Below are 26,202 nucleotides of genomic sequence, written 5' to 3'. Positions count from 1 at the left end.
TCGCCCCCTTTCCATTTACATTCGGAATGATCTTCCCTAGCGTGATAGATGAGAAAAATGCGGCGGATACGCCGAGGGGGGACGTCGGCATGGCCCAGACCAACATTTTGCTGGAATCCGGCACCAACGAGCTGGAACTGGTCGAATTCTACATAGACGAGGAAAACCCCGAGGGCGGTGAGCCGTACCGGGGCTTCTACGGCGTGAACGTGGCCAAGGTCCTGGAGATCATCCGCATGCCCGCAGTCACCCGTATGCCCGGTCGTTCCAATCCGGCGGTGCTCGGCACCTTCAACCTGCGCTCCAAGGTCATCCCCCTGGTGGATCTCTCGCGCTGGCTGAAGAAGACCATCAAGGCCTCGGACGACGCCAAAGTCATCGTTTCGGAATTCAACCGCACCATTTCGGCCTTCATGGTCTCGGGGGTGACCCGCATCCACCGCATCAGCTGGCAGGAGGTCGAGCCGCCTGATGCCCACATCACCTCCTTCTCCAACGACTCGGTGACGGGCGTGGTCCGCTTCGAGGACCGCATCCTGCTCATCCTGGACATGGAAAAAGTCCTCGGCGACCTCAACCCCAGCCTGGCCATGCGCCTGAACCCGGAAGAGATGCGCCGTGAACGCCCGGCCAAGGAGTGCCTCAAGGCCCTCATCGCCGACGACTCGGCCTCCATCCGCCGCATGATCGCGGGAATGTTGGAGAAAGCCGGATTCCAGGTCACCAGGACCACCACCGGCAAGGAGGCCTGGGATACGCTGGAACAGATCAAGGCCCAGGCAGCGCGAGACGGCAAGGCCCTCTTCGATTACGTGGACATCGTGGTCTCGGACATCGAGATGCCGGTCATGGACGGCCACAACCTGACCAAGCGCATCAAGGACGACCCGGTGCTCAAGGAACTGCCGGTGATCCTGTTCTCCTCGCTCATCACCGACCGGCTGCGCCACAAGGGCGAGTCCGTGGGCGCGGACGACCAGGTCTCCAAACCGGACATCACGACCCTGACCAATCGGGCCTACGAACTCATCGAGGCCCGTCAGGGACCGCTGGGACTGGAAAAGAAGGCCTGCTAGCGGCGACGCGACCGCCGCCGGAGCCACAGCCCCAGGCCCAAAACGACCGCCAGGCCGAAGGCGGCCAACTCGGCCACGCGGGCGTTCTCCAGGAACACGTTCACGGCGTTGCCCAGCAGGTAGCCGCCGCTCCCCACGACCACGGCCCAGACCGCCGCGCCCGCCGCGTTGCACACGGCGAAACGCCAGGCCGGGACACGGCTCAGGCCGATGACCACCGGCGTGACCACCCGAATGCCGTAGACGAAGCGGAAGCCGAGCATGATCAGGAGTTGGCGCCGTTCCAGGTGGCGATGCACGGCGTCCACCTTGGAGCGCCAAGCATCCAGCCGTCGCAGGAGCCAGCCCGCGTGCCGCCGGGCCATGAGAAAAAAGAACTGGTCGCCCAGGAGGCTGCCCGCGAAGGCCACCAGAATGACCAGCCGCAGGTCCAGATAGCCGCGATGCGCGGCCACCCCGGCCAGAACCAGGATGGTCTCGCCCTCCAGGAAGGCGCCCAGGGTCAGGGCCCAGTAACCGTGGGCCGCGATCAGGCCCGCGAGCTCCACTTCCCTCCCCGGCGCGGCGATTTTCCGCCCGCGCCCCGGGCCAGGACCAGATTGACCTCCAGCCGCTCCAGGTTCACGTCCTCAAGCACCACCTCCACGGCTTGCCCCAGACGGAAGATCCGCCCTGTGCGGCCGCCCACGATCATCTCCCGGTCGGACATGTAGGTGTAGTAGTCGTCGTCCAGGCTGGAGAGGCGGACCATGCCCTCGGCCAGGACGTCACCCAGCTCGACCCAGAAGCCGAAGTCCATGAGCGAGGAGATGACGCCGGAGAAGGTCCGGCCCACCTTGTCCTTGAGGAAGAGCACGGTGACGCGCTTGAGGATCTCGCGTTCGGCTTCCATGGCCGTGCGCTCGCGACGGCTCAGATGCGTGCCCAGGGCGGCCAAGGCCTTGTGCGCCGGAATGGGGTCGCGGGTCTGGCCCGCCCCGGACAGGGCTGTCTTGACCAGCCGGTGGACCACCAGGTCGGCGTAGCGTCGGATGGGCGAGGTGAAGTGGCAGTAGCACTCCGAGGCCAGACCGAAGTGTCCCTCGTTCACCGGGGAGTAGCGGGCCTGCATCATGGAGCGGAGCATGAGCCGGTTGACCAGGAACTCCCGCTCCGTGCCCTCCACCTCGTCCAGCAGGGCCTGAAGGTCGCTGGGCGTGATCTCCTTGGGCAGGGCGCGCTTTCCGGCGTTCTCGCCGTCCGTGCGGGCCAGGAGCTGAAAGAGATTTTTGAGCTTGTCCGCGTCCGGCTCGGGATGCACGCGGTAGAGACAGGGCAGTTCGCGCTCGGAGAGGAAGGTCGCCACGGCCTCGTTGGCGGCGATCATGAACTCCTCGATGATCTGGTGCCCGAAGTGGCGGACCTTGGGCCGGATGTCCTCGGTCTCGCCGGAAAGATTGAAGAGGATCTCCGGCTCGGGCAGGTCGAAGTCCAGACTGCCGCGTTCGCTCCGGCGGGCGTTCATCAGCCGGGCCAGACGCTCGGCCTTCTCGAGCATGGGCAGGAGCGGCCCCAGGCCCTTGCGCTCCTCCTCGTCCTTGTCCAGCAGGGCCCGCTTGACCTGGCCGTAGGTCAGCCGCCCGTGGCTCTCGATCACCGCGGGAAAGACGTTGAAGTCGCCGGGCACTCCTTTGGCCGAGCAGTCCAGGCGCACGGCCATTGCCAGCCGGGGCGTGTTCGGGTTCAGGCTGCACAGGCCGTTGGACAGCCGCTCCGGGAACATGGGTTCCACCGAACGGGGGAAATAGTAGGAATTGCCCCGTTCCTCGGCCTCGCGGTCCAGGGGCGTTCCGGGCCGGACGTAGTGGGCCACGTCCGCGATGGCCACCCAGAGTCGGAAAGCCCGACCGCGCGACTCCACGAAGACCGCGTCGTCGAAGTCCCGGGCCGTGGCCCCGTCGATGGTCACGAAGGGCAGCCCGCGCAGGTCCTCGCGGCCCCGGAAGTCCGCGGGACCGGGGGCCTCGGGCAGGGCCTCGGCCTGGTCCAGGGCCGGGGACGGGAAGCGCGTGGGGACGGCGTGGTTCGTCTTGACCAGGGCTTCCTGGACCGCCACGTCCTCCTCCGGGCCCAGGACGTCCAGGATCTCGCCCTCCCAGAGCCGGAATTCCACCTGCTCGCCCGGTTCCAGGGTCACGATCAGGCCCGGGGCGGGCTTGAGCCCCTTGTCCCTGGGCGCGGCCATGACCCCGAAGTCCAGGCGCGGGTCCGTGGGGCGGCAGAGAAAAACCTGGCCCATGCGCTTGAGCACCTTGGCAGTGAGGGTCTTGCGGCCGCGCTCCAGGATGCGCACCACCCGGCCCTCGGCCCGGCGGTCCTTGCGCTCGCGCACGATGGCCACCACCACGCGGTCGCCGTGCCAGGCGCCAGCCATGTCGTGGGCCGGAACGAAGACGTCCTTGCGCCGGGGGTCGTCGGGCAGGACGAAGCCGATGCCGCCCCGGTGGACCTCCATGACGCCGGTGACCAGCCGCATCCGCTCGGCCAAGCCGAAGGCGTTGCGGATCTGGATGATGGTCCCGGACTCCAGGAGTTCCGTCAGCCCGTCGCGCACACTGGCCCGGCCGGACCGGTCCACGCCCAGGGCCTTGAAGATTTCCCGCCCTGAGAGGGGCTTCCTGCTCTCGCGGAAGAGCGCCAGCAGTTCCCTGGTCTCCACGCTCGCGCGGCGTTCCTTCTCCACCTTCTTCCCACGCCTACGTCCCATGCTCCCCTCCCGCGGTTGCGCCCCGTCCGGGCTTCGCGCGGCGCGCGGCCCGGGCCAGGCGTTCGTCCCGGCGCACCTCCAAGGCCTCCCAGCGACGTCCGAACCAGTCGTCGAAGCGGGCCGGGGTGAACAGCGACGGCCCGAAGGCCAGCCGCAGGTCCAGGGCCGAAAAGCTCTCGTCGGCCAGGGGGCCGAGCTTGACCGCGTCCTTGGGCGTGCAGATCACCCGCGAACAACACAGGCTTCCGGCCTCCATCTGGATGCGGGTCACGTCCCGCTTGGTGAAGAAATGGTGGTCCGGGAAGACGAGGTGTCGGGCCGGTGGCCGCCCCAGAAAGACGGCGGCCGTGCGCTCCACCTGGGCCGGATTGCCCACGCCCGAGACCAGGAGGTAGTCGCCCTCCACGGGCTCGGGCTGCCCGCCGCCGGACACGGAACGCAGGCCCACGGGAGTCAGGGAAAAACTGAATACCGGCTTGCCCAGCGGCTCCAGACGTTCGCGGAGCAGCGGCTCCAGGGCCTGGAAGGTCTTGGGGCCGACCTTGAGCAGAAAGGCCGAGGCGCTGGACAAGGCCGAGCGCCCCTCGCGCCAGGATCCGGCGGGCAGCACGCGATTCCATTGGTCGCCCAGATCCTCGGCCCGCAACAGCACGAGGTTCATGTCCCGCTCCACGGCCAGGTGCTGAAAGCCGTCGTCCAAGACCAGGAAGCGGGGGTCGAAGCGTTCGCAGGCGAAGCGACCGCCCCGGGAGCGTTCCGGGTCCACCACGACCACGGCGCGCGGATGCTCGCGGGCCAGGAGCAGGGGTTCGTCCCCGGCCTCCTCGGCCAGTGCTCCGGGCTGAACGTGGTAGGGATAGGACTTGGGCCGGGCGCGGTAGCCCCGGGTCAGCAGGGCGGCGCGCAGGCCGCGCTCCTCGGCCCAGGACAGGAGCCAGCCCGCCAGGGGCGTCTTGCCCGTGCCGCCCCAGCCGATGTTGCCCACGGCCACCGTGGGCGCTGGCGGGGACCAGGACGGCAGCAGGCCGTGTTCGTACCCCTGGCGGCGCAGGGCCATGAGTCCGGAGTAGATCGCTCCAAGGGGCGTCAGCATGGGCCGCAAGGCCTTCTGTATGGAGAGGAGCCGCTGCATGGGGCTCGGAAAGGGGCCCGGCATGGCCGGGCCCCCCGAACTGCTACTCGCGGGACTGGCCCATGAAACGCAGGAGCATGAGGAAGAGGTTGATGAAGTCGAGGTAGAGGGTCAGCGCGCCCAGGATGGTGCCCCGTCGCAGGGCCGTGGCGTCGCCGTAGGCGGCCACCTCGCCCATGTCCTTCAGACGCTGGGTGTCGTAGGCCGTGAGGCCGGTGAAGATGATCACGCCCAGCACCGAGATGACGAAGTCGGCGGCGGCGCTCTGAAAGAACATGTTCACCAGCGAGGCCAGGACGATGCCGATGAGTCCCATGAACAGGAAGCTGCCCATGCCGGTGAGGTCGCGCCGCGTGACCAGCCCGTAGACGCTCATGGCCCCGAACATGCCCGAGGCCACCAGGAAGGTCTTGGCGATGGAGCCCAGGGAATAGACCAGGAAGATGGACGAGAGCGTCACGCCGGTAAGCGCGCTGTAGGCCAGGAACAGGCCGGTGGCCATGCCGCCGGACATGCGCTGCACGGCTCCGGAAAGGGCGAAGACCAGGCCGAGCTGGGCGATGACCAGCACCCAGAAGAGCATGCTCGGTCCGGCGGCGCCCGTTGCCGGGTTCACGCTGAACACGAGGCTGAACAGGGCCGGGCTGGTGGCGGTGAGCCAGGCGACCACGGCGGTGACCAACAGGCCGGCGCTCATCCAGCCGTACACCCCGCGCATGAAGGCGCTGAGCACTTCGGTCCGGGCGCGGGCGGTCTGGGTCGAATAAGGAACCATCACGATCCTCCTTGGACGTGTTTTCTCCCGTTCATCGGGATGAGACTAAGCGGGAGAATAAGGCCTTTCCGATGAGCTGGCAAGGGAAAGCGGTCAGCGCTCCGCGCGGGAGGCCTTCCACTCGCGCAGGAAGTCCGGAGTGGGCTCGGTCCAGCCGAGCGGCGTGGAGCGTTCCGGCTGGACCACGACCTGGGCCAGGCGACCGTCGCGGGTCAGCCCCACCTCCACCGGCCCGCCGACGCGCACGGCCTTGGGCGAGAAGGAGGCCGTGAAGGCGGCCGCGTCGCGCACGGCCTCGGGATCCCAGGTTCCCGAGCCGCCCCGTCCCAGAACCAGGGGGCCGGGAAAATTGCGGGTCTTGAAGAGGATGTCCCCGGGCTCGGCCAGGGATTCCAGGCGCCGGTTGTCCGATTCGTTGCGACCCACGGACAGCCAGAGGTCACCGGCCCAGTACTGGCGGCCGATGCCCGCCAGGGCGCAATCGGCGGGCGAGGGCGAAGGGCGGTGGGCGTAGACCTTGCAGATGCGCGCGGCGGCCTCCGGCTCGGTGAGGCAGCACCCTCCCGCCGGGGTGGGGATGTCCACGATGCCGTACTCCCGGGCCAGGGCCAGCTGGCGTTTGCGGCCGCGACCGCCGATGTCTAACAGCCGGGAGCGGTCCACGAAGCCCGCCTCCTCCACAGCCGTGGGCTCCACGAGCAGGGCGCTGAGCGGCCGCACGAGCACGCCCCGGACTCCGGCGTCGCGGCTGATGATGTTCAGGGCGTCCCGGCGCTGGGACATGGGCCGCTGGCCCACCACCTCGCCGCTGGCCAGGGCCTTGGCCCCACAGGCGGTCATCATCGCGCGGGCCCGGGAAAGCATGAGGATCTTGCAGTCCACGCAGGGGTTCATGGCCTTGCCCCACCCGTGGACCGGGGCGGCCAGCATGCGCACGTACTCCTCGGAGACGTCCACGGCCTCGATATCCAGGCCGTAGGTCTCCCGCCACAGGGGAAGCTTGCGCGGCTTGCCGAAAAAGGGCGTGACGAAATGCAGGCCGAGAACCCGGAGCCCCTGGTCCTGAAGAACCTTGCAGGCCAGGATGCTGTCCAGGCCGCCGGAAAACAGGACCAGAACGTCGGTGCGGGAGTTCATTCGGGGGCCCTTACCCGAGGACGCCCCGGCAGGCAAGCGCATTCGCGCCGGGCGGAGCATCAGGGCTGTCGAGGAAACTCCAGGAGGCAGGCGGCCCCGGTCTCGGCCTGGGACCGGCGGAACCAGCCGCCCAACTGCTCGGCCAGGGCCGAGATCAGTTCCATGCCCAGCCCCTCGTGGCGAGATCCGCCCCTGGAGGAGAAACCCACGCCGTCGTCGCGGACCTCCAGGCGCACGGAGTCCCCGCTCCCGCGCAGGGAGACCATCACCGCGCCCTCGCCGCCGTCGGGGAAGGCGTGCTTGAAGACGTTGGTCAGCAGCTCGTTGAGCACCAGGCCGCAAGGGATGGCCTGGGCGGCCGGCAGCCGCAGGTCGTCGGCCGCCAGTTCCACCCGGACCCGCGCGGCCGCCGGGCCGAAGACCTGGACCAAGGCGCGGATGAGCCCTTCTAGGTAGCCGCGGCAGTCCACGGTCTCGTCCTCGCCCAAGCCGTGCAGGTGCTCGTGGATCTTGGCCAGGGAGAAGACCTGCCCGGCGGCCTCGCCCAGACAGCGACGGGCCTCCTCGGAATCGACCTCCTCCTGGCGCAGGCGCAGCAGGCTGTGGGCCAGCATGAAGCTGTTCTTGGCCCGGTGGTGGGTCTCGCGGACGCGCAGACCCTGGGCCCGGGACGAGGCGCATTCGTTGCGCCGCCGGGACAGGGCCACCTCCACGGCGGCCAGGATCTGCTCATCGGCATAGGGCTTGAGCACATAGCCGTAGGGCGCGACCCCGCGCACCCGGCTCAGGTAGGGCTCGAAGCCGTAGGCCGTGACCAGGATCACCGGAATGCCCAGCTCCTCCTGGATGATCCGACAGGCGTCCAGGCCGTCGGTTTCGCCGGGCATGACGATGTCCATGAGCACCAGGTCCGGGGCCAGCTCGCGGGCCCGGGCCACGGCCTGTTCCGCCGTGGCCGCCGTCCCGGCCAGACGGTGGCCGGCGGCCTCCAGAATCTCGCCCAGCTGGACGCAGATGAGGGCCTCGTCGTCCACCACAAGAACGGAATGGACGCGCCGTTCCGCCGACACGTCCCTCCCGCCGCCGACATCCGGCCGACCAGCGAAAAACGCGGCGTCCCCGCTCCGCCATCCTGTACCGCTCACGCCGTTCATGCCGCGTCGCCTCCACTGCGCCCCTGATCCGGCAAGGCTTTTCCGATCCAAGGACATGACATTTCCATTCATTCTCATCTAGCTCCCGGGTGTCGCGCCTGTCAAACCGGGCCGGGCTCAAGGCCTTCCGGCCCCGGCTCCGGGCAGAACTCCACGGCCACCTCCAGGCCCGGCCCCCCGCGCAGTTCCAGACGGCCGCCCAACTGATGCCCGGCCAGTCCCCGCAGGAGCTTGAAGCCCATGCCGCCGGACGGCGTCTGCTCACCTCCCTCGGGCAGGCCCACGCCGTCGTCGACCACGAACAGCCGCACCCGACCCGGGGCCGGAGAGGTCCACCCAACCCGCACCTCGCCCGAACGGCCACCCGGATACGCGTGGCGGAAGACGTTGGTCAGGGCCTCGTTGAGAATCAGGGCGCAGGGCACGGCCTTGACCAGGGGCAGTTCCAGGGGCGGCATGAGGAAACGCGCCGAGAGCCGCCGGGCCGCCTCCGGGTAGAGGCTGGAGACGTGCCCGTACAGGTCGGCGGCGTAGGCCGCGAAATCCACACGGTCGAAACGCGGGCCGCCGTAGAGCCCGGCATGGATCAGGGCCATGGCCCGGACCCGCTGGCGCACGTCGCCCAGGGCCTCGGAAGCTGGCCCGGGAGCCAGCCGCCGGGCGGCCATGTCCAAGAGGCTGGAGACCACCTGGAGGTTGTTCTTGACCCGGTGGTGCACCTCCTGGAAGAGGGCCTTCTGCTCGTCCAGGGACCGCCGCAAGGCCCGCTCGACATGGCGGCGCTGGATGGCCCCGCCGATGATGCCCGCGGCCGTGGCCAGGGCGTCCACTTCGGCCGAGGACCATATCCTCGCGCGCTTGCAGTCGTCGAAGCCGATGAAGCCCCACCACGTTCCGGCCACGAATATGGGCACGGCCAGCAGGGCCTTGATCTCCTGGGCCTCCAGGACGGTCCGTTCCTTCTCCGGGAAGTCCGCCACCAGGCCGTGCAGGGGAATTCCCCGCCCCAGGACGCGAGCCCAGCGGGGACAGACTTCGGCATAGCGCACGCCCTGAAGGTCGGGATTGCCGATCTGGGCCCGCACTCCGGGAGCGCACCACTCGAAGGCGTGGTCCATGACCAGCGTGTCGTCCGGCGCCAAGCGATTACGGAAGATGTACGCCCGGCAAACCCCCACGGCCCGCCCCAGAGCGGCCAGGACCATGTCCATGTCCCGGCCCCAGTCCGTCCCGCGCAGCAGGGTCTCGGCGGCCAGGCTCACGGCCTGAAGCACGGCGTCGCGGGCCTGGAGCGCGCTCTCGGCCTGGCGGCGTTCGGTGATGTCCAGACAGATTTCCAGGCGCACGTCGCGGCCGTCGGGCCAGCGGATGACCCGGTCCATGAGCAGGGCGTGCCTGCCGACGAGCGGATTGCCGTATTCCCAACGGTAGATGCCGCCCTTCAGGGTCCGGATGATGTCGTTGGTGCAGAACGGGCAGGGACTGTCGCGGTCCTGGAGCTCCCGGTAGCATATCCCCCCGGTGAGCGGCTTGCCGAACAGGCGGCGCATGTGCTCGTTGGTGTAGAGGATTTCATGGGTGTCCATATCGGCCACGTAGAGCGAGAGATCCAGGCCGTCGAAGAGCGTGGTCATGAGCCGGTGGGAGCCGAGCACGGCCAGCTCGAAGCGCTTGCGCTCGGTGACGTCCTGGAGCGCGCACTGGTAGCGCACGGCGCGGCCCGCACCATCGCGTTCGATGACGGTGTGGTCCTCGACCCAGCGGACGGCGCCGTCCGGCAGGAGAATGCGGTATTCCTGGACGAAGCAGTCCCGCCCCCGCGACTCCTGCTCCCCGAGGAAGCGCTCCACACGGGCGCGGTCCTCTGGATGGATCAGCTCGGCGAACGGCGCGCCGTCGAGAAATTCGCCGGGGCTGCGGCCGGTGACGCCCCTCACGTTGCCCATCGCGGCCTCCACGGGCCAGCCCGGGCCCGGGCCGCACCGAAAGACCACCCCCGCGCCGCCCGCGAACAGGCGGCGCTCCTCATCCAGAAGGCGCTCCAGAAGTGCGACCCGCTCCCGCAGGGCGGCGTTCTCGGCGGCCGGACCGCCGGTCTGCTGCTCGGACATGCGCGAATCCCCCGTCCCCCTTCCTGTACTCCGGCGGCCGCCCCGCGAACAAGAAAAAACACTGCGGGGGCCCCACCCCCAACCTCCCGACCGGTTGCCGCCCGCTCCCCGATCTGCTAAGCAGGCGTTCTTCGCGGCATTCAACCCCTGGAGGGAGGAGCACATGGCCAAGAAGACCGCCGCCCCCGAAGACCTGCGTAAGGAAGCCCTGAATACGGCTCTGACGAGCATCGAACGCAAGTTCGGCAAGGGCTCCATCATGCGCATGGACGATCAGGCCGACCATGTGATCCCGGTCATCCCCACCGGCTCCATCGGCCTGGACCTGGCCTTGGGCGTGGGCGGCATTCCCAAGGGCCGCGTCTCGGAAATCTACGGCCCGGAATCCTCGGGCAAGACCACCCTGGCCTTGCACGTCATCGCTGAAATCCAGAAACGCGGCGGCACGGCGGCCTTCGTCGACGCCGAGCACGCCCTGGACATCAGCTACGCGCGCCGCCTGGGCGTGAAGACCGACGAACTGCTCATCTCCCAGCCCGACTACGGCGAACAGGCCCTGGAGATCGCGGACCTGCTCGTGCGCTCCGGCGCGGTGGACGTGGTGATCATCGACTCCGTGGCCGCGCTCATCCCCCAGGCCGAACTGGAAGGTCAGATGGGCGAGACCCAGGTGGGCGGACAGGCCCGGCTCATGTCGCACGCCCTGCGCAAGCTCACCGGCACCATCCACAAGTCCCGCGCCGCGGTCATCTTCATCAACCAGATCCGCATGAAGATCGGCATGACCGGCTACGGCAACCCCGAGACTACCACCGGCGGCAACGCCCTCAAGTTCTACGCCTCGGTGCGCATGGACATCCGGCGCATCCAGAGCCTCAAGGACAAGGAGGAGGCCTACGGCTCCCGGGTGCGCATCAAGGTGGTCAAGAACAAGGTCGCCCCGCCCTTCCGCGAGGCCCTGGTGGACATCCTCTATGGAACGGGCATGTCCCGCGAGGGTGAACTCATCGACATGGGCGTGGAGCACGGCATCATTGAGCAAAGCGGCTCATGGTTCGCCTTCGGCTCCGAGCGCCTGGGCCAGGGCAAGGAGAACGTCCGCGCCCTGCTGGCCGACAACGCCGAGCTGCGCCAGAAGGTCGAGGCCAAGCTCCTGGAGCACCTGGGTCTGACCCGCCAGGAGGAAGCCCCGGCCGAGCCCGAGGAATAGATCCTCCCGTCCGCGCGACGCAACCAAGGCCCCGGGCGTCCCGGGGCCATTTTTTCGAGAAGACACCGATCCAAACGAGCAACCCCATGAAAGCAGCCGAGATCCGCAAGCGTTTCCTGCAGTACTTCGAAAAGCACGGCCACACCGTGGTGCATTCCTCCCCCCTGGTGCCCAAGGACGACCCCTCGCTCCTGTTCACCAACGCGGGCATGGTCCAGTTCAAGAAGGTCTTCCTGGGCCAGGAGAAGCGCCCCTATTCCCGGGCCACCACGACCCAGAAGTGTCTGCGCGTGGGCGGCAAGCACAACGACCTGGAGAACGTGGGCCGCACCGCGCGCCATCACACCTTCTTCGAAATGCTCGGCAACTTCTCCTTCGGCGACTACTTCAAGGCCGAAGCCATCAAATTCGCCTGGACCCTGCTCACCGAGGATCTCGGCCTGGACAAGAGCCGCCTCTACATCACCATCTACCGCGACGACGACGAGGCCTTCGATCTCTGGCAGAAGGTGGCCGGGGTCGAGCCCTCGCGCATCTACCGCCTGGGCGAGAAGGACAACTTCTGGTCCATGGGCGACACCGGCCCCTGCGGCCCCTGCTCGGAAATCCACATCGACCAGGGCGCGGACATGGCCTGCGGCCCCAACTGCGGCATCGGCGCCTGCGACTGCGACCGCTTCCTGGAAATCTGGAACCTGGTCTTCATGCAGTATGACCAGACCGAGGACGGCAAGCGTGTGCCCCTGCCCCGGCCGTCCATCGACACCGGCATGGGCCTGGAGCGCATCGCCGCCGTGCTTCAGGGCGTGCGCTCCAACTACGAGTCCGACCTGTTCACCCCGATCATCGACTTCGCCTGCAAGAAGGCCGGACTCGAGTACCACGCCGACAAGGACGCGGACACCGCCCTGCAGGTCATCGCGGACCACAGCCGGGCGGCGGCCTTCCTCATCACCGACCAGATCCTGCCCTCCAACGAGGGCCGGGGCTACGTCCTGCGCCGCCTCATCCGCCGGGCCTCGCGCTTCGGCCGGCTCATCGGCCTCACGGATCCCTTCCTGCACGAAACCGTGGGCAAGGTCATCGACGAAATGGGCGAGGCATTCCCCGAGCTGACCGCCGGGCGCGACTTCCTGCTCAAGGTGGTGCGCGAGGAGGAAGATCGCTTCAGCCACACCCTGGACAAGGGCCTGGCCCTTCTCGAAGAGGAAATGGCCGTTCTTCGCAAGGCCGGAACCCCGGCCATTTCCGGCGAACTGGCCTTCCGGCTCTACGACACCTACGGTTTCCCCCTGGACATCGTCAACGACGTGGCCGAGAAGCAGGGCTTTTCCGTGGACGAGGCCGGATTCCGGGCCTGCATGAAGCAGCAGAAGGAACGGGCCAAGAAGGCCTGGAAGGGCTCCGGCGAGAAGGACGTGGCCTCGCTCTTCCAGACGTTGCTCGAGGCCGGGACCAAGAACCGCTTCGTGGGCTACGAAACCCTGGAGGCCGAGAGCCCGGTCGTGGCCGTGCTCGACACCGAGGGCCGGAGCGTCCCCCGGCTGATCCAGGGCCAGGGCGGCTTCCTGGTCACCGAAAGCACGCCCTTCTACGGCGAGTCCGGCGGCCAGCTGGGCGACACCGGCCAGGCCCTGACCCTCACCGGCGCGGCCGACGTGCTGGACACCCTCAAGCCGTCGCCGGAACTGACCGCGCTCAAGGTCTTCGTCAGCGAGGGCGAGCTGCTGCCCGGGCAGGAGGCCAAGCTCGCGGTGGACGCCGAATCCCGCGCGGCCACGGCCCGCAACCACACCTGCACCCACCTGCTGCACGCGGCCCTGCACGAGGTGCTCGGCCCCCACGCCAAGCAGTCCGGCTCCCTGGTGGGCCCGGACCGGCTGCGCTTCGACTTCACCCACATCGCCGCCATGACTCCCGAGGAGATCGCGGCCGTGGAGGACTTCGTCAACCGGGCCATCCTCGACGACCGGCCGGTGTCCACCCGGGTCATGAGCCAGAAGGCCGCCGCGGCCAAGGGCGCCACCGCCCTCTTCGGCGAGAAGTACGGCGACGAGGTGCGCGTGGTGGAGGTGCCGGGCGTGAGCATGGAGCTCTGCGGCGGCACGCACATGAGCGCCACGGGACAGGCCGGGAGCTTCGTCATCCTGTCCGAATCCGGCGTGGCCTCCGGCATCCGGCGCATCGAGGCGGCCACGGGCCTGAACGCCCTGGCGCATTTCCAGGCCCACAAGCAGGAGGTTCTCAAGGCCGCGTCCCTGCTCAAGGCCAAGCCCGAGCAGTTGGCCGAGAAGATCAAGGCCCTCCAGGGCCAGGTCAAGGACGCCCACAAGGAAATGGAGCGCCTCCAGGCCAAGATGGCCTCCGGCGCGGGCCGCGACCTGATGGACGACGCGCGCGAGGTGAACGGGATCAAGGTCCTGGCGCTCAAGAGCGAGATCGGCAACGTGAAGGCGCTGCGGGAGCAGATGGACGCCCTGCGTTCCAAGCTTCCCTCCGGAATCGTCTGTCTGGCCGCAGCCGAGGGCGGCAAGGCCACGGTGATCCTCTCGGTGAGCAAGGATCTGCATGGGCGCTTCACGGCGCCGGCGCTCATCAAGGAAGTGGCCGCCGAGGTGGGCGGTTCGGGCGGCGGGCGGCCGGACATGGCCCAGGCCGGAGGCACGGACCCCTCGGGCCTGGACCGGGCCCTGGCCAAGCTCCTGGAGCTGGTGGCCGCGGGATGACCGAAGCCCCGGCGCGGAAAATAATTTTCCGAGTTGTTGACAGATGCGATAAAAATCCGTAAACGTCCTGGTTCCCAGTTTCGAGCAAGGAGCACGTTGATGAAGACATATACGCCCAAGGAAAGCGAGCTCAACCGCGAGTGGTTCGTGGTGGACGCCTCGGACAAAATCCTCGGCCGCCTGGCCTCCCGGATCGCCCACCGGCTGCGTGGAAAGCACAAGCCGGAGTTCGCTCCGCACATGGACAACGGCGATTTCGTCGTCGTGGTCAACGCGGAGAAGGTGGCCGTGACCGGCAGGAAGCTCGACAAGAAGATGTACTACAAGCACACCAATCACCCGGGCGGCCTCAAGGAGCGCACTCTGCGCCAGATGCTGGACAAGAAGCCCGAGGAAGTGCTGCGCGCCGCTGTGAAGGGCATGCTCCCCAAGAATCGGCTTTCCCGCCGCCTGCTGAACAAGCTCAAGGTCTACGCGGGTTCCGAGCATCCCCATGCCTCGCAGCAGCCCAAGCCCCTGGACCTGTAGACGGACCTACTAATCCCTTTCGGGAGTCAGCGAATGAGTGATTTCAATTACGGCACCGGCAAGAGGAAGAACGCTGTGGCCCGGACGCGCCTTTACAAGGGCTCGGGCAAGATCACGGTCAACGAACGGCCCTTCGAGGAGTACTTTCCCCGCAAGGCCCTGCAGATGATCGTGCAGCAGCCGCTCAAGATCACCCGCACCATGGACAAGCTCGACATCGCCATCAACGTGAACGGCGGCGGCGTGGCCGGTCAGGCCCAGGCCGTGCGGCACGGCATCGCCCGCGCTCTCATCGAGCTGGATCCCGAGCTGCGCGGCGTCCTCAAGAAGGCCGGTTTCCTGACCCGAGACGCCCGCGAGAAGGAACGCAAGAAGTACGGTTTGAAGAGCGCCCGCGCCCGCTTCCAGTACTCCAAGCGTTAAGCCGGGTTTTCAATCAGGTTGCTTCAAGGCCGGCGCCGCCAGCGGCGCCGGCCTTTTCCCTTTCCACTCACGGGATCGACCAATGAGCCTTTGGATTCACGCCTTGATAGGAGGCCTCGCCCTTCTGGGGTTGGCCGTGATCGTCGCCCTCCTCGCCCGACGCCGCATCAAGCCGCCCAGCGATCTGCCCAACTTCGACTTCGACAAGAACAAGAACTACGAGAAGGAAGGCCGCAAATTCCCCTTCTCCTACTGAACGCCGCCCCGGCCGCCTTGCCAGGATCATCCGTTCGCCGTATGTTCCGGCCCATGCCGACAGTCACGCGCCTCGTCCTGGCCGCCCTGTTCTTTCTGGCGGCCTCCACCAGCCATGCCGCGGCCTGCGGCTCGGAAGCCTTGCTGCGCGGCATCTGGAACGACGCCCAACTGGCGGGCTCCCCGGCCGACCGCGTGGTGACCAAACCCTGGGCCCAGCCCCCGGACCACAGCCCGCCCGCGCGCCTGACCCCGGAAACCATCCTGCCGCCCGTGCCCGACGGCCTGCGCGAGGTCATCCGCCGCGTGAGTCCGGCCAAGGGCGAACGCCTCGTGGCCCTGACCTTCGACCTCTGCGAACGGGCCACCAACGTGGCCGGCTACCAGAACGAGATCATCAATCATCTCCGCGCCCAACGCATTCCATCCACCTTCTTCGCGGGCGGCAAGTGGATGCGCTCCCACCCGGAAAAGGCCATGCAGCTCATGGCCGACCCCCTGTTCGAGGTGGGCAACCACGCCTGGACCCACGCCAACATGGCCGTGGTGGACGACGCCGAGGCCCGTCGCCAGGTGCTCTGGACCCAGGCCCAGTACGAACTGCTGCGCGGCGAGCTGGCCCGCCGGGCCGCAGACCGGGGCCTCTCGGCCGAGATGACGGCGGTGCCGCCGGTTCCCCGGCTCTTCCGCCTGCCTTACGGCCGCAACTCCGCGCGGACCCTGGATCTCCTGGCCGACCTGGGTCTGCCGGTCATCCAGTGGGACGTGCTCGGGGAATGGGACGACGGATCGGGGTCGCCGCGAAAAAGCGCCGAGTACGCCATGAAGCGCGTACGCCCCGGCTCGATCATCCTCCTGCACGCCAACGCCGTGCCAAAGAACACCCAACTGGTGGTGCCCATCCTGACCCGGCTGCTGGCCGCGGAAGGCTACCGCTTCGTCACGGTGAGCGACCTGCTCCAGGCCGGAACCCCGGAAACCGTCCGCGACGGCTACTTCGCCAAGCCCGGCGACAACGTCCAGTACGACACTCTTTTCCTGGGCGGAGGCACCCAGCACCCCCGACCTACGGACGCGAAACACCAATGAGCGCGCACAAGAAAACCCCTCCCAGCCTCGTCTTCGCCGGACCCGACGGCAGCATCTACGATCACCCCGACCTGCTCATGCTCTGCTCACGCGGGGACGAACTCACCCTGCCCCGGCCGGACGAGTTCATCCCCCTGCCGGAGGAAAGCGAATTTTTTCTCCTGCCCGGCCGCAGGGCCATGGGCCTGAACCCCGAGACCGGACAGGTGGAGGTGCTGGAGGAGACGGCCGTGGCCGCTTTCGTGACCCCGGCCTACACCCTCACGGCGCACCCGGCCTTCGAGAAAGAGGCCGACGCCCCGGTCCTGCCGCTTTTCGCCTACGGAGCCGTGGGCTTCGCCGAAGACCGCTTCTGGGTCTGCGCCAAGCGGGTGGACGAGGACACACGCCAGGTCTTTTGCGGCATTCCGCGCGAGCGCATCGAGAGCGGCGCGCGCGGGCTGCTGGCCGCCATGCCGGAAAACCGTCTGGTCCGCCACCTGACCCACTGCGCCCTGACCTACGGCTGCCCGGCAGCCAAGAATCTGGCCCTGGGCCGCTACGAGGCTCCCCTGCCCACTTCCCGGACCTGCAACGCACGTTGCGTGGGCTGCATCTCGCAGCAGCCCGAGAACTCGGGCTTCCCGGCCACCCAGTGCCGCATCGCCTTCACGCCCACGGCTGGGGAGGTCTCGGAGATCATGCTCCATCACGCCTCCCGCGAACGCCGCCCGATCCTCTCCTTCGGGCAGGGCTGCGAGGGCGAGCCCCTGACCGAGGCCGCGCTCATCGCCGAATCCACGGCCCGCTACCGGGCCAAGGGCGGCCCGGGCACGGTGAACGTGAACACCAACGCGAGCCTGCCCGCGACCATCCCGGACCTGGCCCGGGCCGGAGTCAGCTCCATCCGGGTCAGCCTGAACAGCGCCCGCAAGGATCCCTACGAGGCCTACTACCGGCCGCACGGCTACGCCTTCGAGGACGTGCTCGAAAGCATCGCCGCCGCCCATGCCGAGGGCCTGTTCGTCTCCCTGAACCTGCTGTTCTTCCCCGGCTTCACCGACGGCGAAGCCGAATTGGAGGCCCTGACCGGGCTGGTCCGCTCACGCGGAGTGAACTTCATCCAACTGCGCAACCTGAACCTGGACCCGGACCTGTACCGGAACCTCACCCGACCCTTCGACCCGGGCCCGACCATGGGCTTCCTGAACTTCCGCAAGCGCCTGAAAAAAGCCTGCCCGGAGCTGGGATTCGGCTACTTCAACCCCTACGTGGAGCGATGAGCCCACACCGGAGCATGCAGCAATGATCGAAAAGAACGACCGGATCGAGTGCGAGATCACGGCCCTGGCCCTGGGCGGCCGGGGCGTGGCCCGCGTGGACGGCCTGGTGGTCTTCGTGGAGCGAAGTCTGCCCGGCCAGCGCGTGCTGGCCCAGGTGGACCGCGTCAAGAAACGCTTCGCCGAGGCGCGGGCCGTGGAGGTTCTGCGCCAGTCCGAGCACTGGCGGGCGCCCTTCTGCCCCCACTTCGGAACCTGCGGCGGCTGCCTCATGCAGGATCTGGATTACGCCGAGCAGTTGCGCTGGAAGAACCAGCACGTGGCCGACGCCTTGGCCCGCATCGGCGGCGTCTGGAGCGTGGACCAGCGGCCCATCCTGGGGTCGCCGGAGGTCGTCCACTACCGCAACAAGATGGAATACGCCTTCGAGGGCGATGGCGCGGGCCTGCGCCTGGGCCTCAAGGAACGCGGCGGCAGCCGGGTGGTGAACCTCACGGATTGCCGCCTCCAGTCCCCGGAGAGCGCGCGCCTGCTGAACGCCGCCCGGGAGTTCTGCCGGGCCTCGGGCGTGGCCGCCTGGAACGGGCGGCACCGAGGATTCTGGCGTCATCTCGTGATCCGCCAATCCACGGTCACGGGCCAGATCCTGGCCCACTGCATCACCAGCCCCGATTCCCGCCACTACAAGACGGCAGCCGCGCTTGGACAGGCTCTCAAGGAGGCCGTGCCCGCGCTGACCGGCTTCGCCCATTCCACCAGCTCCAACCGCGCCTCCCTGGCCGTGGGCGAGGAAGGCATCCTGGCCCTGGGCGCGGACCATATCGAGGAAGAACTGGGCGGGCTGCGCTTCCGCGTCTCGGCCAACGCCTTTTTCCAGACCAACACGGCCGCCGCCGGGCTGCTCTACGCCGAAATCCTGGACATGGCCGGTCTGACCGGCGCGGAAGTGGTCTATGACCTCTATTGCGGCGTGGGCGGCATCAGCCTGACCCTGGCCCGCCACGCGGCCCGGGTCTACGGCTTCGAAATTTCCGAGGAGGCCGTGGCCGACGCCCGCGAGAACGCCGCCGCCAACGGCCTGGACAACTGCCTGTTCACCGCCGGTCGGGTGGACGCCGACCTGTTCCGCGACCTGCCCCATCCCGAGGTTCTGGTCTGCGACCCGCCGCGCGCCGGACTGGACGACGCGGCCCGCGAGGCCATCCTGGAGCTGGCCCCCCGGCGGCTGCTGGCGGTGTCTTGCGACCCGGCCACCCTGGCCCGCGACGTGGCCTTGCTGGCCCCGAATTATTCCCTGGCCGCCGCGCGGCCCGTGGATCTGTTCCCGCACACGGCCCACGTGGAGACCGTGGCCCTGCTCACGCGTCTGGCCTGAGGACCGCCGAGGAGGACGAGGCCCATGTACACGATCATCCGCAAGAGCCTGCTGGAGCTGGTTTTCTCCGGTTCGTTCATGAAGCGCTGGAACGACAAGTTGCGGCCCATGGAGCTGGTGGAGGTGGACAAGCAGGGCCACAAGATGATCACGGCCTGGCTCCTGTTCATGCTCAGCTCCCGGAACCTCTCCCTGGACGAGCGTCTGCGCCTGGGCGACGAGATCGTGGAGGGCGGCCTCTTCGACTATTTCTACCGTTTGGTCATCACGGACATCAAGCCGCCGGTCTTCTATCAGATCAAGGCCAACCCGGCGGACTACCGCAAGCTCACCGCCTGGGTTCTGGACCAGCTTCGCCCCCGGGTCACGCCCCTGGGCGAGGAAACCTGGGAACGCATGACCAGGCACCTGATGAACCCCGTGGACGACACTCCGGCCCGGCGCATCCTTCTGGCGGCGCACCTCTTCGCCAGCTATTCCGAATTCAAGCTGCTCAAGACCCTGAACCGCGCCGACGACGAGATGGCCGAGATCGAGAAGAGCTTCGTGGACCGCCTGCGCGGCCTTGAAGACCTGCCCGGCGTCACGGACCTGCTGGCCGGAAGCGAGAGCGTCCTCGGCCGCTTCGCGGGCATCTGCGGGCACCTGCGCTTCCAGAAGCGCTGGTCCCAGACCCCGCGCATCCCGGAGACTTCGGTGCTCGGCCACGTCTTCGTGGTGGCCGCCTTCGCCTGGTTCTTCAGCCTGGAGGTGGGAGCCTGCCGCGCCCGGCGGCAGAACAACTTCTTCTCCGGCCTGTTTCATGACCTGCCCGAACTGCTCACCCGCGACATCATCTCGCCGGTGAAGCTCTCGGCCCCGGAAATCGCGGATCTCATCAAGGCCTACGAAAACCGCGAACTGCAACGCCTGGTCATGGACCCCCTGCGCACCAACGGATTCGCTGACGTGGCCGGCCGCCTGGGCTACTACCTCGGCCAGGAAACCGGCTCGGAATTCACCGCCGCGGTGGTCGAGAACGGCCACGCCCGGGCCATGAGCAGCACGGAGCTGAGCCGGGACTGCAACCACGACGAGCTGGACCCCAAGGACGGCGAACTGCTCAAGATGTGCGACAAGCTGGCCGCCTTCATCGAGGCCTACACGGCCCTGCGCACCGGCATCACCTCGGATCAGCTGACCCAGGCATGCTGGCGCATCCGCCAGCAGTTCCACGAGGATCCCGTGGTCGCCGGGGTGCATATCGGAGCCTTGCTGGCCGACTTCGCCTGAACGGGGATGTTGCCACCAAGTTCAAAAATGTGCTACGAAACGCTCCTCATACGACCAATCGTAACAAGGAGCGCCCCATGAACCGTCACGCGGCCCGCATAGCCCTCGCGGCCCTGCTTGTCCTCTGCGCGGCCCTTCCGGCCCTGGCCCACAAGGTGAATATCTTCGCCTACGCCGAGAACGGCGCCATTCACACCGAAAGCAGCTTCGGCGGTAAGCGCGCCGTGAACCAGGGGGGCGTGGAGGTCCGCGACACGGCCACGGGCGCGGTCCTGCTCAGCGGCGTCACGGACGACGACGGCAAATGGTCTTTCCCCATCCCGGCGGAATTCCGCGAGAAGCGGCCGGGGCTGACGCTGGTGGTCAAGGCTGGAGAAGGCCACCAGGGCCAGTGGGAGATGAAGCCCGAGGACTATCTGGAGTCCGGGCCGGGAGCCGTCACGACCACTGCTCCGCCCGCCGGGGCGCAGGACTCCGCGCCCCAGGCTCAGCCTTCAGCCCCGGCAGACGCCGCCGCCCTGGAACAGACCGTGAACCGCATCGTGGAGGCCAAGCTGGCCCCCCTGCGCAAGCAGATCGGCGAGGCCGAAACCGGCGATCCCGGGGCGGCCGAGATCCTCGGCGGCCTGGGTTTCATCATGGGCCTGGGCGCGCTGGTCATGGCCGCGCGGCGGCGCAAGGGCTGAGGTCTCACCCGAGAGAATGAAAGAAGCGCCCCCATCCTGCCGGACGGGGGCGCTTCTTTCATCGCGGCGCGGCCGCTTCACTGTTTCATGTTCACGAACTGCACCGGCACGTCCAGGTCCATGCCACGCACGAGCTGGATGACGCCCTGCAGATCGTCGAGCTTCTTGCCCGTGACCCGCACCTGTTCGTCCTGAATGGCCGCCTGCACCTTGGAAAACGGCGAACCCTTGATCGCCTTGACGATCTTCTGGGCGGTCTCCTTGACGATGCCCTCGCGGATCTTGACCTCGGCCTTGACGCGGCCCTGGGACGTGGGCTCGTGCTTGCCGAACTCCAGACACTTGGGGTCCACCTTGCGGCGCACGCAGTGGCCCATGAGCAGCTCGCGCACGGACTTGAGGTGCGTTTCGCTGCCGGTGGTGACCTGGATGCGCTTGTCCTTCTTGTTCAGCTCGATCTCCGTGGGCACGTTCCGAAAATCGAAGCGCGTGGCGATTTCCTTGCGCACGTTGTTGCAGGCGTTGTCCACTTCCTGCAGGTCCACCTGACTGACGATGTCGAACGAGGGCATGCTGCCTCCTGTATATTCTTGCCGTGGCTTCTTATGCGCTCGTTCCAATCTTGGCAAGCATCGCCGCTCTCCTTATTGTCCGGCCTCGCTCTTGAGTTGGTTGATCAGCCCGGAAAGCGCCGTGGCCTGTTGCCCGAGGGCCTCCAGGCTCTCCAGCGACTCCTCCACGTTGTTCGAGGTGGCCAGAGCGATGGAGTTGATCTCCTCGATGGAGCGGTTGATCTCCTCCGAGGCCGCCGCCTGTTCCTCGGCCGCCGTGGCGATGCTCTGGATCTGCCCGGCCGAGGCTTCGGTGTTGGCCACGATCTCCGTGAGCGCGCCGCCGGAATCCCGGGCCAGGCCCGTGGCCTTGGACAGGTCGTCCAGGGCCCCCTGCATGGAGGAGATGTTCGCCGCGGCCACCTTCTGGATCGACAGGATGGACTCGCCGACCTCCTTGGTGGCGGTCATGGTCTTCTCGGCCAGCTTGCGCACCTCGTCGGCCACCACGGCGAAGCCTCGCCCGGCCTCGCCCGCCCGGGCCGCCTCGATGGCCGCGTTGAGCGCCAGGAGGTTGGTCTGGTCCGCGATATCCTCGATGACGGTGATCACGCTGCCGATGGCCCGGGCCCGGTCGTCCAGCTGGGACATGTTGGCCTGGAGCACCTCGGCCTGCCGTTGGGTGGTGTTCATGGCCTCGATGGAGTGCTCGACCACGGTGGCGCCCTCCTGGGCCTTGTCCTTGGCCAGCTTGCCCTGCTCGGCCGCGTTGCTGGCGTTCTTGGCCACCTCCAGCACCGTGGCGTTCATCTCCTCCATGGCCGTGGCCGTTGCCTGAATGCGGTCACGCTGGGTCTCGGTGCCGCCCTGGATGTCCCGGGACTTGGAGGTGATGCGCTCGGAGGCCTCGCCGATGCGCCGGACGACCTCCTCCAGGCGTTGGGCCGCGTGCAGCATGCCCTCGGCTCTGGCCCGCTCGGCCTTGGTCCGGGCCTCCTCGGCGGCGGCGGTGGCCTGTTCGGCTGCCCGGGCCTTGTCCTCGGCCTCGCGGCTCTTGGTCCGAATCTCCTCGATATTGTCCTGAAGCACCTGGGCCGTGCTGTTCAGCGAATCGTAGATGTGCCCGATCTCATCCGTGCGGGAATGGCTCAGGCGGTGGTCGTAGACGCCCTTGGCGATGGCCCCCAGGAAGTCGGCCACGCGCATGAGCGGCCGGATGATGGTGGTGTTGGCCAGGAACCAGATGGCCGCCGCCAGCAACGCCAGGGCGACCAGGCAGGCCCCGCCGAGCATGACCAGCGTCTGCCTCACCGGAGCCGTGATCTCGGCCCGTTCGATGAGGCCTACCAGACGCCAGCCGGTCTTCTTGGAAGTCAGCACCAGCCCGAGGTAGTCCTTGCCGTCGACCACGGCGTCGGTGTTGCCCGAGCCGATTTTGAACATCTTCTCCAGAGATTTTTCCTTCAGTTCGCTGACATTCTTGAAATTCTGATCCTCATGGCGCGGATCGGCCAGAATCACGCCGTCGTCCTGGATGAGCACCATGTAGCCCGTCTGCCCGAGGCGGATGGATTTGACCAAATCGGTCAGACGCTTGAGAGAAATGTCCACGCCGACCACGCCCAGGACGTCCCCGTTGCGGACTACGGTGCGCATGACGCTGGTGACGGCCTCGCCTGTGGTGGAGACGTAGGCCTTGGACAGCGAGGCCCTATCCCGAATCGGCAAGGCCTCCTTGTACCAGGGGCGTTTGCGGGGGTCGTATCCGGCCGGCATGTCGCTCTCCTCCAGCGCGGAGACGAAGGCGCCCTTCTCCGTGCCGAGGAAGACCTCGACATAGGCCGGATGCGTATTCTGCACCGCCGTGAAGAAATCCACCACTTCGCGCCCCACGGCATCGTCCGGTGCGACCCGGGCCTTGCGCTTCTCCGTGGTGTTCACATGGCTGGTGGTGATCTCGCCGAGACGCGCGGTCAAGGGATGCCGCGCCATCATCTCGGCGTTCATCATGCTTTCATCCAGAAAGAGATTGATGGCGTAGTCCACCTGGGACATCTCGCCCGTGGCCGAACGGATGAAGGCGTCGATGGACTGGGAGCTGAAGTTCAGGCCGATGACGGCGAAGATGCCGAGCATGATGATCGTGACGACGGCCAGGAGTCCCGCGATGAGTTTCACTTTTATCGACATGCGCATTTCGGCCTCCAATATCGTTTCTACTTCTTTTTATGACACAATTGCATGTCTGCAGCATAACATCCGGGCCGCGGAAAAGAAAAGACGAAACTCATTTTTTATAACGCAACTCGAAAACTCCGCAGCCCAGGAGCTTAATCATGTCGTCCGCCGCCACGGCGTGTCATGCTGAATGAAAAGCCGGAGGCCACCATGGACGACGACTGCGCTCACGCCCCCAGCGGGCGGCACTGCTGGCACAACGATCCCAAGCCCGACTATTCCAGACCCAAGCCGTACCGGCGCTATTGCTGCTGGTGCGGCAAGGAAGCCTTCGAAGGCCCCCTGGACAAGGCGCCGGACCACGGTCCCTGCACCGACGCCGCCTGCCGGGAGAAATCCCGCGCCTGACCGCCGCAAGCGAAACGGAAAGAGCCCCTCCCGCATAACGGGAAGGGCTCTTCCTCAATACCCGCCGCGGGGGATCAGGCCAGCAGGGTCCGTCCCCGCTCCCAGCCCTCCACGCAGGCGTCCAGGCTGGTGAAGGCGCCCTCGTCGGCCGCGTAGGGCAGGACCTCCAGCACGTCCTGGAGCTTGCGCACCTGACGGATCATCTGCTCCAGGCGTTCGTCCTCCTGGACCAGGAGCCAGATCCGGCTGATGGCCCCGCCGCCCAGCGGCGTGCAGAGGATGCCCTCCACGTTGAAGGCCCGGCGGGCGAACAGGCCGCAGATATGCGACATGACGCCGGGATGGTTGTTCACCGTGAGCCGCAGGGCGGTAAGCGCGCGGGCGGGACGGGTTCCGTCTTCAGGCGTGAGCATGCGCATGGGCTTCCCCTCCGATCATCTCGATGTTGGCCGCTCCTGGCGGCACCATGGGGTAGACGTTCTCCTCGGCGGCCACGGGCACGTTGACCAGACAGGGGCCTTCGCGCAGCAGCGCCCGCTCCAGGTCCGCCAACGGATCGCGACTGCTTCCCAGGTCCACGGCATGCACGCCGAAGCCCTCGGCCACGCGCGGGAAGTCCACCCGCAGCCGGTAGCCCGAGCCGAAGATGCGCCGTCCGTAGAACAGATCCTGTTGCTGCTGCACCAGGCCCAGGCCGTTGTTGTTGGCCAGGACGATCTTCACGTTCACGCCGGTCTCGGCCGCCGTGGCCAGCTCCTGGATGTTCATGAGCAGGCTGCCGTCGCCGGTGAAGCAGACCACGGGACGATCCGGATGGGCCAGGGCCGCGCCGATGGCCGCGGGCAGGCCGAAACCCATGGTGCCCAGGCCGCCCGAGGTCAGCCAGCGGCGGGGGCGCAGGCCCGGATAGGCCTGGGCCGCGCGCATCTGGTGCTGGCCCACGTCCGTGGTCACGATGGCCTCCGGGCCGAGGATTTCGCCGGTGCGGCGCACCAGGCCGTAAGGCGCGCGCGGGTCATCCGAGCCGGACAAGAGCAACGGATGGGCGGCCTTGCACTCGGCCACGCGGGCCAGCCACTCCCGCCTCTCGGAGAGGGCCACGAGGCCCGCCAGGGCCGTCAGAGCCGTGCCCGCGTCGGCCATGATCCCCAGATGGGCCTGCTTGAGCTTGTCCAGTTCGCTTTGGTCGATGTCCATATGGATGAGCTTGGCCTTGGGACAGAAACGCTCCACCTGGCCCGTGGCCCGGTCGTCCAGGCGCGCCCCGGCCACCAGCAGCAGGTCGCACTCCTCCATGAGCATGTTCACGCAGCGCGCGCCGTGCATCCCGAGCATGCCCAGATGCAGGGGATGATTCTCGGGCATGGCCCCGAGCCCAAGCAGGGACATGGTCGTGGGCAGTCCTGCCCGCTCGGCCAGACGGAAGGCCGCCCCAGATGCACCCGAGGCCGCCACTCCGCCACCCAGGAGCAGGATGGGCCGCTCGGCCTCGTCGATCATGCGCGCGGCCCGGGTCAGGGACTCGGCGTCCGGGGGCTCCACCGGGTCCGGCCCGGCGGGCTCGGGCAGAGTCGAAAGGACGATGGTCGCGGTCTGGACGTCCTTGGGGATGTCCACCAGCACCGGGCCGGGACGCCCGGAGGCGGCGATGCGGAAGGCCTCCGTGATGACGCGCGGCAGGTCCTCCACCGAACGCACCAGAAAGTTGTGTTTGGTGACCGGGATGCTCATGCCGTAGATGTCCACCTCCTGGAAGGCGTCCGTGCCGATGAGCGGACGCGACACCTGGCCGGTGATGCAGATCACCGGCACGGAGTCGAGCTTGGCGTCGGCCAGGGCCGTGAGCGTGTTGGTGGCTCCCGGTCCGGAGGTGGCGAAGAAGACGGCGGGCCGCCCCGTGGACCGGGCCATGCCCTGGGCGATGAAGCCCGCGCCCTGCTCGTGGCGGGCCAGGACGTGACGAATGGCTGGACTTTTGGACAGGGCGTCGTAGAGAGGCAGGTTCGCGCCGCCGGGAATCCCGGCGATGCACTCCACTCCTTGACGCTCCAGCAGGCGGATGACCAGTTCCGCTCCGGACATGCTCTGCATGGACACTCCTCCTCTCGGGG

At 67.7% G+C, this 26,202-nt stretch carries 23 protein-coding genes; 12 read left to right on the top strand and 11 right to left on the bottom strand.

Annotation, left to right across the window (positions count from 1 at the left end):
* The first annotated feature begins 89 nt into the window (after positions 1-89).
* Positions 90-1,076 (top strand): chemotaxis protein, encoded by a 987-nt coding sequence (locus H587_RS0105385; protein ID WP_027175400.1) that lies wholly within the window; start codon positions 90-92, stop codon positions 1,074-1,076.
* On the opposite strand, the gene H587_RS0105380 is transcribed toward H587_RS0105385, so the two are convergent.
* The 7 genes from H587_RS0105380 to H587_RS19535 form a co-directional block, all read right to left on the bottom strand.
* Entirely contained in the window at positions 1,073-1,624 is a 552-nt protein-coding gene (locus tag H587_RS0105380; protein WP_027175399.1) for a DedA family protein, read from the bottom strand. The two genes, H587_RS0105385 and H587_RS0105380, sit on opposite strands and share 4 nt — an antisense overlap.
* Complete coding sequence (rnr, locus tag H587_RS0105375; RefSeq protein WP_034608619.1) at positions 1,606-3,822, bottom strand: ribonuclease R; 2,217 nt, start codon at positions 3,820-3,822, stop codon at positions 1,606-1,608. Before rnr ends, H587_RS0105380 begins: the two co-directional genes overlap by 19 nt.
* Positions 3,812-4,915, bottom strand: a complete 1,104-nt coding sequence (lpxK, locus tag H587_RS17375) for a tetraacyldisaccharide 4'-kinase (RefSeq protein ID WP_245560826.1) — start codon at positions 4,913-4,915, stop codon at positions 3,812-3,814. The genes rnr and lpxK overlap by 11 nt, the downstream gene beginning before the upstream one ends.
* 82 nt (positions 4,916-4,997) lie before the next feature.
* A complete protein-coding gene (locus H587_RS0105365) occupies positions 4,998-5,729 on the bottom strand; it encodes a Bax inhibitor-1/YccA family protein (protein ID WP_027175397.1) in 732 nt (243 codons plus the stop codon).
* A 93-nt stretch (positions 5,730-5,822) separates the two neighbouring features.
* Positions 5,823-6,866, bottom strand: coding sequence for a DUF814 domain-containing protein (locus H587_RS0105360; RefSeq protein WP_027175396.1), 1,044 nt, complete (start codon positions 6,864-6,866; stop codon positions 5,823-5,825).
* 59 nt (positions 6,867-6,925) lie between these two features.
* Positions 6,926-7,936 carry a sensor histidine kinase gene (locus H587_RS19540; RefSeq protein ID WP_051202463.1) on the bottom strand — a complete coding sequence of 337 codons (1,011 nt, stop codon included), beginning with the start codon at positions 7,934-7,936 and terminating at the stop codon, positions 6,926-6,928.
* Between the two features lie 185 nt (positions 7,937-8,121).
* Positions 8,122-10,131 (bottom strand): sensor histidine kinase, encoded by a 2,010-nt coding sequence (locus H587_RS19535; protein WP_051202462.1) that lies wholly within the window; start codon positions 10,129-10,131, stop codon positions 8,122-8,124.
* A 163-nt stretch (positions 10,132-10,294) separates the two neighbouring features.
* On the opposite strand from H587_RS19535, the gene recA reads away from it, so the two are divergent.
* The 10 genes from recA to H587_RS0105300 all read left to right on the top strand — a co-directional run bounded on the left by recA (position 10,295) and on the right by H587_RS0105300 (position 20,954).
* A complete protein-coding gene (recA, locus tag H587_RS0105345) occupies positions 10,295-11,341 on the top strand; it encodes a recombinase RecA (protein ID WP_027175395.1) in 1,047 nt (348 codons plus the stop codon).
* Positions 11,342-11,427: 86 nt separating this feature from the next.
* Positions 11,428-14,067, top strand: coding sequence for an alanine--tRNA ligase (alaS, locus tag H587_RS0105340; protein WP_027175394.1), 2,640 nt, complete (start codon positions 11,428-11,430; stop codon positions 14,065-14,067).
* A 99-nt stretch (positions 14,068-14,166) separates the two neighbouring features.
* Positions 14,167-14,595: a 50S ribosomal protein L13 gene (rplM, locus tag H587_RS0105335; protein ID WP_027175393.1), complete on the top strand. Its 429-nt coding sequence runs from the start codon at positions 14,167-14,169 to the stop codon at positions 14,593-14,595.
* Positions 14,596-14,628: 33 nt separating this feature from the next.
* Positions 14,629-15,018 (top strand): 30S ribosomal protein S9, encoded by a 390-nt coding sequence (rpsI, locus tag H587_RS0105330; RefSeq protein WP_027175392.1) that lies wholly within the window; start codon positions 14,629-14,631, stop codon positions 15,016-15,018.
* Between the two features lie 82 nt (positions 15,019-15,100).
* Positions 15,101-15,274 carry a hypothetical protein gene (locus tag H587_RS20525; protein WP_156904457.1) on the top strand — a complete coding sequence of 58 codons (174 nt, stop codon included), beginning with the start codon at positions 15,101-15,103 and terminating at the stop codon, positions 15,272-15,274.
* A 53-nt stretch (positions 15,275-15,327) separates the two neighbouring features.
* Entirely contained in the window at positions 15,328-16,362 is a 1,035-nt protein-coding gene (locus H587_RS0105320) for a polysaccharide deacetylase family protein (protein WP_156904456.1), read from the top strand.
* Positions 16,359-17,624: a radical SAM family protein gene (locus tag H587_RS0105315; RefSeq protein WP_027175390.1), complete on the top strand. Its 1,266-nt coding sequence runs from the start codon at positions 16,359-16,361 to the stop codon at positions 17,622-17,624. Before H587_RS0105320 ends, H587_RS0105315 begins: the two co-directional genes overlap by 4 nt.
* Positions 17,625-17,646: 22 nt before the next feature.
* The gene (gene rlmD / locus H587_RS0105310; RefSeq protein ID WP_034608618.1) at positions 17,647-18,996 is read left to right on the top strand and encodes a 23S rRNA (uracil(1939)-C(5))-methyltransferase RlmD; all 1,350 of its coding nucleotides are present in this window, start codon (positions 17,647-17,649) and stop codon (positions 18,994-18,996) included.
* 24 nt (positions 18,997-19,020) lie between these two features.
* A complete protein-coding gene (locus H587_RS0105305; RefSeq protein ID WP_027175388.1) occupies positions 19,021-20,268 on the top strand; it encodes an HD domain-containing protein in 1,248 nt (415 codons plus the stop codon).
* A gap of 77 nt (positions 20,269-20,345) precedes the next feature.
* Positions 20,346-20,954, top strand: a complete 609-nt coding sequence (locus tag H587_RS0105300) for a hypothetical protein (RefSeq protein WP_027175387.1) — start codon at positions 20,346-20,348, stop codon at positions 20,952-20,954.
* Positions 20,955-21,031: 77 nt separating this feature from the next.
* On the opposite strand, the gene H587_RS0105295 is transcribed toward H587_RS0105300, so the two are convergent.
* Both H587_RS0105295 and H587_RS21045 read right to left on the bottom strand, forming a co-directional pair.
* Positions 21,032-21,526 (bottom strand): YajQ family cyclic di-GMP-binding protein, encoded by a 495-nt coding sequence (locus tag H587_RS0105295; RefSeq protein ID WP_027175386.1) that lies wholly within the window; start codon positions 21,524-21,526, stop codon positions 21,032-21,034.
* A gap of 72 nt (positions 21,527-21,598) precedes the next feature.
* Positions 21,599-23,695: a methyl-accepting chemotaxis protein gene (locus H587_RS21045; protein WP_027175385.1), complete on the bottom strand. Its 2,097-nt coding sequence runs from the start codon at positions 23,693-23,695 to the stop codon at positions 21,599-21,601.
* Between the two features lie 198 nt (positions 23,696-23,893).
* Here H587_RS21045 and H587_RS0105285 point away from each other — a divergent pair, with 198 nt between their 5' ends.
* Entirely contained in the window at positions 23,894-24,091 is a 198-nt protein-coding gene (locus tag H587_RS0105285) for a hypothetical protein (protein ID WP_156904455.1), read from the top strand.
* A gap of 74 nt (positions 24,092-24,165) precedes the next feature.
* Here H587_RS0105285 and ilvN read toward each other — a convergent pair whose 3' ends face one another.
* Together ilvN and ilvB are read right to left on the bottom strand one after the other, a co-directional pair.
* Positions 24,166-24,510, bottom strand: a complete 345-nt coding sequence (gene ilvN / locus H587_RS0105280; RefSeq protein ID WP_027175383.1) for an acetolactate synthase small subunit — start codon at positions 24,508-24,510, stop codon at positions 24,166-24,168.
* Positions 24,491-26,182, bottom strand: a complete 1,692-nt coding sequence (ilvB, locus tag H587_RS0105275; protein ID WP_027175382.1) for an acetolactate synthase large subunit — start codon at positions 26,180-26,182, stop codon at positions 24,491-24,493. The genes ilvN and ilvB overlap by 20 nt, the downstream gene beginning before the upstream one ends.
* Between the last annotated feature and the right edge of the window lie 20 nt (positions 26,183-26,202).

The organism is Desulfovibrio aminophilus DSM 12254, assembly GCF_000422565.1.
In the GTDB taxonomy this organism is placed as follows: Bacteria; Desulfobacterota; Desulfovibrionia; order Desulfovibrionales; family Desulfovibrionaceae; genus Aminidesulfovibrio; species Aminidesulfovibrio aminophilus.
The sequence above is the reverse complement of the archived record's forward strand: the minus strand, read 5'-3'. Positions and strand labels throughout refer to the sequence as shown.

Coding starts and splice junctions, on each gene's coding strand:
- H587_RS0105385 (WP_027175400.1), top strand. CDS start 90: ATGGCCCAGACCAACATTTTGCTGGAATCCGGCACCAACGAGCTGGAA.
- rnr (WP_034608619.1), bottom strand. CDS start 3,822: ATGGGACGTAGGCGTGGGAAGAAGGTGGAGAAGGAACGCCGCGCGAGC.
- lpxK (WP_245560826.1), bottom strand. CDS start 4,915: ATGCTGACGCCCCTTGGAGCGATCTACTCCGGACTCATGGCCCTGCGC.
- H587_RS0105365 (WP_027175397.1), bottom strand. CDS start 5,729: ATGGTTCCTTATTCGACCCAGACCGCCCGCGCCCGGACCGAAGTGCTC.
- H587_RS0105360 (WP_027175396.1), bottom strand. CDS start 6,866: ATGAACTCCCGCACCGACGTTCTGGTCCTGTTTTCCGGCGGCCTGGAC.
- H587_RS19535 (WP_051202462.1), bottom strand. CDS start 10,131: ATGTCCGAGCAGCAGACCGGCGGTCCGGCCGCCGAGAACGCCGCCCTG.
- recA (WP_027175395.1), top strand. CDS start 10,295: ATGGCCAAGAAGACCGCCGCCCCCGAAGACCTGCGTAAGGAAGCCCTG.
- alaS (WP_027175394.1), top strand. CDS start 11,428: ATGAAAGCAGCCGAGATCCGCAAGCGTTTCCTGCAGTACTTCGAAAAG.
- rplM (WP_027175393.1), top strand. CDS start 14,167: ATGAAGACATATACGCCCAAGGAAAGCGAGCTCAACCGCGAGTGGTTC.
- rpsI (WP_027175392.1), top strand. CDS start 14,629: ATGAGTGATTTCAATTACGGCACCGGCAAGAGGAAGAACGCTGTGGCC.
- H587_RS20525 (WP_156904457.1), top strand. CDS start 15,101: ATGAGCCTTTGGATTCACGCCTTGATAGGAGGCCTCGCCCTTCTGGGG.
- H587_RS0105320 (WP_156904456.1), top strand. CDS start 15,328: ATGCCGACAGTCACGCGCCTCGTCCTGGCCGCCCTGTTCTTTCTGGCG.
- H587_RS0105315 (WP_027175390.1), top strand. CDS start 16,359: ATGAGCGCGCACAAGAAAACCCCTCCCAGCCTCGTCTTCGCCGGACCC.
- rlmD (WP_034608618.1), top strand. CDS start 17,647: ATGATCGAAAAGAACGACCGGATCGAGTGCGAGATCACGGCCCTGGCC.
- H587_RS0105305 (WP_027175388.1), top strand. CDS start 19,021: ATGTACACGATCATCCGCAAGAGCCTGCTGGAGCTGGTTTTCTCCGGT.
- H587_RS0105300 (WP_027175387.1), top strand. CDS start 20,346: ATGAACCGTCACGCGGCCCGCATAGCCCTCGCGGCCCTGCTTGTCCTC.
- H587_RS0105295 (WP_027175386.1), bottom strand. CDS start 21,526: ATGCCCTCGTTCGACATCGTCAGTCAGGTGGACCTGCAGGAAGTGGAC.
- H587_RS21045 (WP_027175385.1), bottom strand. CDS start 23,695: ATGTCGATAAAAGTGAAACTCATCGCGGGACTCCTGGCCGTCGTCACG.
- H587_RS0105285 (WP_156904455.1), top strand. CDS start 23,894: ATGGACGACGACTGCGCTCACGCCCCCAGCGGGCGGCACTGCTGGCAC.
- ilvN (WP_027175383.1), bottom strand. CDS start 24,510: ATGCGCATGCTCACGCCTGAAGACGGAACCCGTCCCGCCCGCGCGCTT.
- ilvB (WP_027175382.1), bottom strand. CDS start 26,182: ATGCAGAGCATGTCCGGAGCGGAACTGGTCATCCGCCTGCTGGAGCGT.